Below are 8,690 nucleotides of genomic sequence, written 5' to 3'. Positions count from 1 at the left end.
GTTGGCTGCAAGTGTTGGTAATGCGACTGCGAGAGTAAGCAGCGCCGTTATTGCTGTTCTAAATAGCTTCATGCTGATAAATCCTTATTGTGTTTTCCAATTGGCACCAAGTCTATGCTCAAGCCAAACGGAAATGGCAGAAAGTGAAAGTGTTAAAGCGAGATAAATAATTGCCACAGAGAACCAAATCTCAAAGGGCATTGCGGTTTCAGAAACAATGTTTCTGGCTTCAGTGGTTAGGTCGAATATAGCCATGACACTAACGATTGAAGAATTTTTTATAAGGGAAATTACTTCATTAGTTAACGGCGGCAAAGTGCGCTGTACAACTTGAGGAAGAATGATGTCCCAATAGGTATAGGTTTTCGATAAACCTAATGACGTAGACGCTTCAAACTGCCCACGGTTGATACTATTTAAACCGGACCTGAATATTTCTGCCGTGTAAGCGCCTTGAAAGAGTGACAAAGCGAGCACTGCTGTGCTGAATCGGTCTAAGCCTATAACAGGGCCAAATACGAAGTAGAGCAAATAGATTTGCACTAATAATGGGGTATTTCGGATCAGTTCGATATAACTCGAAGCGATTGCTCGGCCAACAATAGAATTGGAGTTTTTTAGTAATGCCGTCGCTAAACCAATAGCCAATGTTGCTATTAAGCTTACGAGTGATATGTGAATGGTAACAAATAAGCCTTCCAGTAACTCGGCAGGCCACCATTCACCATCTTCATAAAAAGCAATATAGTCTGGCACGCGCTCCCATTGCCAACTATAGCCCATGGATTGTGCGCCAGAATCGAGAATCCAACCAATAGCAAAGGCTAGCAAAGTGATTTGCAACAAGGCTGAAAATGCGGGCTTTAAGATTCGTAATAACATCAATTAGTAACTTAAAATCTGCTTAAGAAAAGCTTGGGTGCGAGGGTGCTGTGGTGATTCAAATAATTGAACAGGCTCATTGGATTCAATGATCTCTCCTTCATCCATGAAGATTACGCGGTCGGCCACTTTCTTAGCGAACCCCATCTCATGGGTAACGCACACCATGGTGATACCTTCATCGGCCAGTTCGACCATTACATCTAAAACTTCGTTGATCATTTCTGGATCTAGAGCAGAAGTTGGCTCATCAAATAAGAGTAGTTCTGGCTTCATGCATAATGAACGCGCTATTGCGACACGCTGCTGCTGACCACCAGACAATTGCACTGGGTACTTATGTGCTTGCTCTGCGATATGGACTCTTTCTAAATAGTGCATAGCCAAAGCTTGAGCTTCTGTTTTAGGTAGTTTAAGAGTACGAATAGGCGCTAATGTTAGGTTTTCGAGAACGGTGAGGTGAGGAAATAGGTGGAAATGCTGGAATACCATTCCAACTTTACCTGGTGAAGTAAATCTAGCGGGCAGCTGGTGGCTTAATACATTGAGTTCACCTGACTCGAACTTTTCGAGTTGGTTAATGCAGCGTATCAACGTCGACTTTCCGGATCCTGAAGGGCCACAAATCACAAGGATTTCGCCTTTTTTGATGTTGAGATTAATCGATTTTAGGGCGTAAAAGTCGCCATACCACTTGTTAAGTGCTTTAAATTCAACCAAGTTTTGGTGATTGTTCACAATTATATCTATTTCTGCTTACGTTGTGATTAACCTTAACAATATAGAAAAATGAATGCACATGAAAAAGCACAGTTACTTGATGTTAAATGATTAGTTGTTCAAAAAATAGCAAAGCAGCTGATATACCAGCTGCTTTAATTTAGGGCGCAGTTTATAGCATTGCGCTTTCTAGGATTTCACGTGTACGTGGAATTGTGATTGCCTGGTTCTCACCAAGTTGAAGGTAGCCATGTGACTCTAACTGTTCTACAACTCTATCAATTGCATTTTCTTTCGTTGTTTCATAATCAGAGAATTGGGTTGCAACTTCTAAGCTATGGTAGAAAGTCTCGATTTCGACAACCGTTCGTTCGGCCAGATCATCACTTTGTTCAAGGCCAAATACGTTTTTGCCCATTTGTTCTAACTTGCCACGCTTCGCGTCAATTTGGTTACGCAGAAGTGAAGGTTGAACAATTGCTAAAGAGCGAGCGTGGTCAACATGCCAAAGTGCAGTGAATTCATGGCCAATCATGTGCGTTGCCCAATCTTGAGGAACACCAGTACCAATTAAACCGTTGAGTGCTTGGTTTGCAGTCCACATTAGGTTTGCACGCCATGCATCGTTATCACGTTTGTCATATTGCTTACCGAGCACAAGTAAGTTCTTAAGCAGCGTTTCTGCATAGCCTTCTTGAACCATTGCATTGGTCGGCATTGTAATGTACTGCTCACACACGTGAACCCACGCATCAACTAGACCGTTGATAAGCTGACGTTCCGGTAATGTTTTCATTACATCTGGGTCCATGACAGCGAATTTTGGTTGAACAGCTGGATTCATGAATGCCAGTTTGTCTTTGGTTTCTGCGCGAGTAATTACGGCGCCCATGTTTGACTCGGAACCTGTTGCAGGAAGAGTAAGAATAGCACCGATAGGGGTTGCTTCTGTTACTTGGTGTTTACCTTCAAGGATATCCCAGCCGTCTCCATCGTATTTTGCGGCTGCCGCTACGTATTTAGAACCGTCAATTACAGAACCACCACCAACAGCAAGTATGAATTCAATATCTTGCTCTTTTACAATTTTTACCGCTTTATCCAAGGTTTCTTTGGTTGGATTGGCTTCTACGCCTGAGAATTCTACCCAAGTGTGCGATTTCAACGCTTCAGTAACTTGGTCATAAACGCCATTTTTCTTGATTGAACCACCGCCATAGATAACCAGTACTTTTTTTGAAGACGCGACTGATTGAGCGATAGAAGAGATCTGACCTTGACCAAAGTGAATAACAGTAGGGTTTACATAAGTGAATTGCATATTTGAATCCTTGTGTAATGAATCTTTGTTTTCGTTATGTTTGCATATTAGTACTAGTGTTGGGGTGAATAAAGGTCATTTTGTCCAAATAAGTTGCCTATTCCTACAGGTTTGTTATTTTGTATATCTATTGATGAGTAGTTAGGTGAAATGCAATGAATGATCTCGCGAAAAGTTTACAATCTTATGTTGATAAACAAGATTGGCATGACCTTGAAGGCATTCGTGAAACGTCGATCAAAGGTGTATGGCTTTACCGGAGTTCAAAAGGTAACGTACGCCAACCATTTACCTATCAATCTGGCATCATTTTATTAGGGCAAGGGAAAAAGAATATCCATATAGGGGAAAGACCTGTTGAGTACGGGCCTGGTGACTACCTAGTCGTAGGCGTACCTATGCCGTTAGAGTGCGAAGCTTTTCCTCAAGACAATGAACCACTATTAGGGTTGACGATTAACATCGACTCTAAGCTATTGTTGAAATTAGTAAATCAGCTTGAAGATAAAGGGTTTATGGACAGCGTGTGTAATAAGCACAAAAGGAATAAGGCAAGCGGGTTAGAGTCTGCAGCGATGGATAGCCAAATGCTCAACAGCTGCTTGCGTTTACTTGATGTCTTACATTGCGATTTAGAAGCTGAAATTTTGGGTGAAGCGTTAGTGACTGAAATCGTTTATCGCGCACTGACTGGTAGTGAAGGGCGGGTACTATTCGAACTCGCCCATCATGATGGACATTACGCTCGTGTGGCTAAAGCTTTGGCAAAAGTGCATGAAGGATATGCTCAGTCAATAACTGTTCAATCATTAGCTGAAGAAGCCAATATGAGTGTTTCTGCCTTTCATACAGCGTTTCGCAACGTGACGTTCGAGTCACCTCTACAGTACCTGAAGAAAGTCAGGCTAAATAAAGCGAAAGAGCTTATTCAAATTGAAGGTAGAAGAGTTAGTGATGCAGCTCGTCTAGTTGGCTACAGCAGTCCATCACAGTTCAGTAGAGAGTTTAAGCGTCATTTTAATACTACCCCTAAGGCTATTTAGCATTTTAAATAAACGTTAACCGTCTGATTTGTTGAGACTCTGTTGCTCTGAAATAATAGGGGAAATAAATGAGTCGAAATATACTCTATTCACATGGTGGTAGATGGATAATACTAAAAGCCCCTATAGAAGAGCACTAGTCATGTTTTTCACTCAAGGCGTACTACTCAAATAATTTATCTAATTCACACTTATTTAAATTATTCGGGTAGTACGCCTTTTCTTTAGACTTCCGAAATAAATCAATTATTAGTTATTGATGCAAATTAAGTGTGTGGCTATTGCATTCATGTAACAAAACATTGCGAGTTATTTTATAAAATAGTGATTATTTAGGTGTGTATATTTTGAACTGACCTACAGTTGTTTCGCAAAGAAATTTAAGTCCTCTGAAGAAAGTAGACATAAATTTTAACGAGAAACAATAACTTAAGGGATAGCAATTATGTATCTAAATCAAGGAAGAGTGGGTAAGAAAGCATTAACTCTCAGCACTCTGACCGTATCTTGTTTAATGGCGTTTAACAGTAATGCAGCTGTTGATTGTGCGCCATTTGAAGCTTGGGACTCTACAGCGGTGTACACAGGTGGTGATCAAGTTCAGCATGCCGGTAGTGCTTATAAAGCGAACTATTGGAATCAAAATAACGACCCGAGTCAATTTGAGGGGGATTACTCTCAGTGGAAACTCATCGATGTGTGTTCAGGTGTAATTGTTGAAAATCAGTCACCTACAGCAACGTTAACGTCCCCAAGTGCAACAGATACTGTCCTTGAAGGTGATTTAGTACTATTCAGTGCAACTGCCCTTGATAGTGACGGTACAATTCAATCGGTTAACTTTTCAGTTGATGGAACTGTTGTCGCAACTGTAACTCAAGCTCCCTTTGAAGCAACTTGGGCTGCAACACCTGGAAGCCATCTTGTATCTGTTAATGCAACCGATGACAAAGGCGCGGTGAGTAATGAAAGCTCTATTTCTCTAACGGTTGATTCTACGCAAGTTGGTAACGAGCTACCGACAGTAGCAGTCAGTGTTTCTACTGCTAGCTTAGATTTAGGCTCGGCGGTTACCTTATCTGCAACCGCTTCAGATACTGATGGTACTGTGGATAAAGTTGATTTTTATGTCGCTGGCTCTTTGGTTGGAACAGTCGTAACTGCACCTTATACTCTTGATTACTCCCCAACTAAGTCCGGCGCATTATCTGTTTATGCGAAAGCAACGGATAACGCGGGTGCCTCTTCCGATTCGAATATAGCGACGATTACTGTTAAAGGTGCACCAACGGTAGCGACATGTCGACCTGACGGTTTATATCAAACAGAAGGCGTGAATGTACCGTATTGTTCAATCTACGATGAAGGCGGCCGTGAAAAAATGGGTGCGGACCACCCACGACGTGTTATTGGCTACTTCACTAGCTGGCGTGCCGGTGATGACCCACAAGCCGCTTACCTTGTAAAAGATATTCCATGGGAACAGCTTACACATATCAACTATGCATTCGTAAGTATTGGCTCTGATGGCAAAGTGAATATTGGTGATGTTAATGACCCGAATAATGCAGCTGTTGGTAAAGAATGGTCAGGGGTGGAAGTTGATCCTACTTTAGGATTTAAAGGGCACTTTGGTGCGCTTGCTACTGCCAAGAAAAAACATGGTGTGAAGACCTTAGTTTCAATTGGTGGTTGGGCTGAAACTGGTGGCCACTTTGCAACAGATGGCAGCCGTGTTGCAGATGGTGGTTTCTATTCCATGACTACTAATGCTGATGGTTCGATTAATCATCAAGGCATTGAAACATTCGCGACTTCGGCAGTAGAGATGATCCGTAAGTACCAATTTGATGGTGTGGATATTGACTACGAATACCCAACTTCAATGGCTGGCGCCGGTAATCCTTATGACAAAGAATTTATGGAACCGCGTCGCCAGTACTTATGGGCTTCATACCAAGTCTTAATGAAAGTTTTACGTGAGAAGTTGGATGCTGCCTCTGCACAAGATGGTATTCACTACATGCTTACTATCGCGGCGCCGTCTTCAGGTTACTTGTTACGTGGAATGGAAACGTTTGATGTAACTCAGTACTTAGATTACGTCAATATCATGTCTTACGACCTTCACGGTGCGTGGAATGATCATGTTGGTCATAACGCTGCTTTGTTCGATACAGGTAAAGATTCGGAGTTAGCTCAGTGGAACGTATACGGCACAGCGGCTTACGGCGGTATCGGTTATCTCAATACTGACTGGGCATATCATTACTTCCGAGGCTCTATGCCAGCAGGACGTATAAATATTGGTGTGCCTTACTACACTCGTGGTTGGCAGGGTGTGACCGGTGGCGAAAATGGTCTTTGGGGTCGAGCTGCACTACCAAACCAGTCTGAATGTTCTGCCGGTACGGGGGAAGGTGAAAAGAACAATTGTGGTCATGGTGCGATTGGTATCGACAATATGTGGCACGACACCGACCCTAAAGGTAATGAAATGGGGGCTGGTTCAAACCCTATGTGGCATGCGAAGAACCTAGAAAAAGGTATTTGGGGTTCTTATGCTGAGGCATACAAGCTTGATCCTGTAAATGATCCAACGGATGTGCTTACTGGTACTTACACGCGTAACTACGACAGCGTGGCGGTTGCTCCTTGGTTGTGGAATGCTGAAAAAGGTGTATTCCTTTCTACGGAAGATAAACAGTCGATTGATGTGAAAGCCGACTACGTTATCGACAAAGAGATCGGCGGTATCATGTTCTGGGAACTAGCAGGTGACTATAACTGCTATGTTCTTGATGCAAATGGCAATCGAACATCTGTTGACACGACTGAACAAGCGTGTGCAAGCGGTAATGGTGAGTTTCACATGGGCAACACGATGACGAAAGCTATCTACGATAAGTTTAAGTCAGCAACCCCATATGGAAATAAAGTTGCGACGGGTGCGATTCCTACCGAAGCACTAGACGTTTCGGTATCGGTTGGTGGCTTCAAAGTCGGTGACCAAAACTATCCAATCAATCCTAAAATCACGTTTACAAATAACACAGGACAAGCACTACCGGGAGGAACTGAATTCCAGTTTGATATTCCTGTATCGGCTCCGGATAACGCGAAAGATCAATCCGGAGGAGGTTTGAGTGTTATTGCTTCTGGTCACACTCGCGCTGATAACATTGGCGGCCTTGATGGCACAATGCACAGAGTCGCATTCACACTTCCTGGTTGGAAAGAACTCCCAGCTGGTGGAACGTATGAGCTAGATATGGTGTATTACTTGCCGATTTCTGGCCCAGCAAACTATGCCGTAAATGTTAATGGTGTGGATTACGCCTTTAAGTTCGAACAACCGGATCTTCCTTTAGGTGATATTGCCTCTGGTAACGGAGGAAATACTGGTGGGGGTGACAATACTACCCCGGGTACATGTGATTCTGCGGGTGCTGTGACCTATCCTGACTTTCCTCAAAAGGACTGGGCAGGAAACCCAAGTCATGCGAATACTGGCGATAAAGTTATTCACAATGGCGTTGTGTACACAGCGAGTTGGTGGACAGCCTCAGAACCAGGAAGTGATGGCTCTTGGGCTAAGCTATGTAATATCTAAGCTAGGATGCCCATGCTCAACTTAATAGTCATGAAAAGTTAAGTCATGGAAAGAAGAAAGGCCTTCATATGGAAGGCCTTTGTTGTTTTATAGTCTAACTTAAATGGAAACCTACATTTAGTATTTAAACAATTGCACTTGTTGGTTCAACTGCTTAGCGATACTACGAAGTTCTTCTGACAGTTGACGTGAACTATCTGCTTCATGAGACATTTTGTCAGACACATCATTAACAAGCTGAATATTTTTGCTTACTTCGCCTGTTACTGTTCTCTGTTCAGAAGCTGCGTTTGAGATATGTGAGGCCATATCTGAAATTTGCTGTATCGACATAGAGATTTCTTCTAGCGCAGTTGTCGCGTTATTTGCATCGTCGACACTTGCCTGTGCTAAATCTTGGCTGCGCCTCATAGACTCAACTGCTGAGACACTATTTTTCTGAAGTGTTTCAATCATTTCACGAATTTCATCGGTAGAGCTGTGTGTTCTTTGGGAAAGTACACGAACCTCATCTGCAACGACTGCGAAACCACGACCTTGTTCACCAGCACGTGCCGCTTCAATCGCTGCGTTAAGCGCGAGTAGGTTAGTTTGCTCCGCAATATCACTGATCGTTGATAGAATCGCGTTAATGTTGAGTGCATTCTTTTCAACTTCTTGAATCACACCAGAAGCATCTTCAACCTGCTTTGCAAGGTTCGTAATAGACTCTTGATTACTAATGATGACTTGCTTACCTTGCTCACAGTGTTCCGTTGAGCTAATTGATGAATCGGCGGTCATTAGAGCATTGTTAGCTACTTCTTCTGCTGTCGCTGACATCTCATGAACGGCAGTTGCAATTTGTGAAATTTCATTCAATTGCACGCTGAGGCCTTCACTGGTTTTGCGTKCAACATTAGTACTGACTTTCGATTGTTCGTTAAGCTCTGAAGATGACTGTGCGATGTCTTTTACTATCTCTTGAAGCTTAGTAATAAAGGCGTTGACGTGAGTCGCGAGTGTACCGATTTCATCTTTAGTGTTGACTTCGATTCGTTGCGTTAGATCGCCGTTGCCTTTCGATAGCGCTTCCATTGCTGAACTTAATGTTGTTAGCGGTGCTAGGGCT

6 protein-coding genes are annotated in these 8,690 nt (G+C 42.9%); 2 read left to right on the top strand and 4 right to left on the bottom strand.

Translation table 11 applies throughout. The features are described from left to right. Window positions 1-84: 84 nt before the first annotated feature. The 3 genes from L4C33_RS16825 to L4C33_RS16815 all read right to left on the bottom strand — a co-directional run bounded on the left by L4C33_RS16825 (window position 85) and on the right by L4C33_RS16815 (window position 2,923). Window positions 85-882: an amino acid ABC transporter permease gene (locus L4C33_RS16825; RefSeq protein WP_428813568.1), complete on the bottom strand. Its 798-nt coding sequence runs from the start codon at window positions 880-882 to the stop codon at window positions 85-87. Between the two features lie 3 nt (window positions 883-885). Then, window positions 886-1,602 carry an amino acid ABC transporter ATP-binding protein gene (locus L4C33_RS16820; protein WP_428813569.1) on the bottom strand — a complete coding sequence of 239 codons (717 nt, stop codon included), beginning with the start codon at window positions 1,600-1,602 and terminating at the stop codon, window positions 886-888. 172 nt (window positions 1,603-1,774) lie between these two features. After that, on the bottom strand, window positions 1,775-2,923 hold the full coding sequence (locus tag L4C33_RS16815) for an iron-containing alcohol dehydrogenase (protein ID WP_428813567.1): 1,149 nt from the start codon (window positions 2,921-2,923) through the stop codon (window positions 1,775-1,777). A gap of 155 nt (window positions 2,924-3,078) precedes the next feature. On the opposite strand from L4C33_RS16815, the gene L4C33_RS16810 reads away from it, so the two are divergent. Together L4C33_RS16810 and L4C33_RS16805 are read left to right on the top strand one after the other, a co-directional pair. Next, entirely contained in the window at window positions 3,079-3,966 is an 888-nt protein-coding gene (locus tag L4C33_RS16810) for an AraC family transcriptional regulator (RefSeq protein ID WP_428813566.1), read from the top strand. Window positions 3,967-4,411: 445 nt separating this feature from the next. Further along, on the top strand, window positions 4,412-7,579 hold the full coding sequence (locus tag L4C33_RS16805) for a chitinase C-terminal domain-containing protein (RefSeq protein ID WP_428813565.1): 3,168 nt from the start codon (window positions 4,412-4,414) through the stop codon (window positions 7,577-7,579). 117 nt (window positions 7,580-7,696) lie between these two features. Here the strand turns inward: L4C33_RS16805 and L4C33_RS16800 are convergent. Beyond that, window positions 7,697-8,690: methyl-accepting chemotaxis protein (locus L4C33_RS16800; RefSeq protein WP_428813564.1), on the bottom strand; the 994-nt coding region annotated here is incomplete at its 5' end.

Origin of the sequence: Vibrio makurazakiensis (assembly GCF_050337375.1) — a bacterium.
GTDB lineage: Bacteria > Pseudomonadota > Gammaproteobacteria > Enterobacterales > Vibrionaceae > Vibrio > Vibrio makurazakiensis.
Note: the sequence above shows the minus strand (reverse complement) of the source record. Positions and strands in the feature narration are given on the sequence as shown.

What these genes read in the sequence shown, in the direction of transcription:
- L4C33_RS16815 (WP_428813567.1), bottom strand. Translation starts at nt 2,923, where the DNA reads ATGCAATTCACTTATGTAAACCCTACTGTTATTCACTTTGGTCAAGGT.
- L4C33_RS16810 (WP_428813566.1), top strand. Translation starts at nt 3,079, where the DNA reads ATGAATGATCTCGCGAAAAGTTTACAATCTTATGTTGATAAACAAGAT.
- L4C33_RS16805 (WP_428813565.1), top strand. Translation starts at nt 4,412, where the DNA reads ATGTATCTAAATCAAGGAAGAGTGGGTAAGAAAGCATTAACTCTCAGC.
- L4C33_RS16825 (WP_428813568.1), bottom strand. Translation starts at nt 882, where the DNA reads ATGTTATTACGAATCTTAAAGCCCGCATTTTCAGCCTTGTTGCAAATC.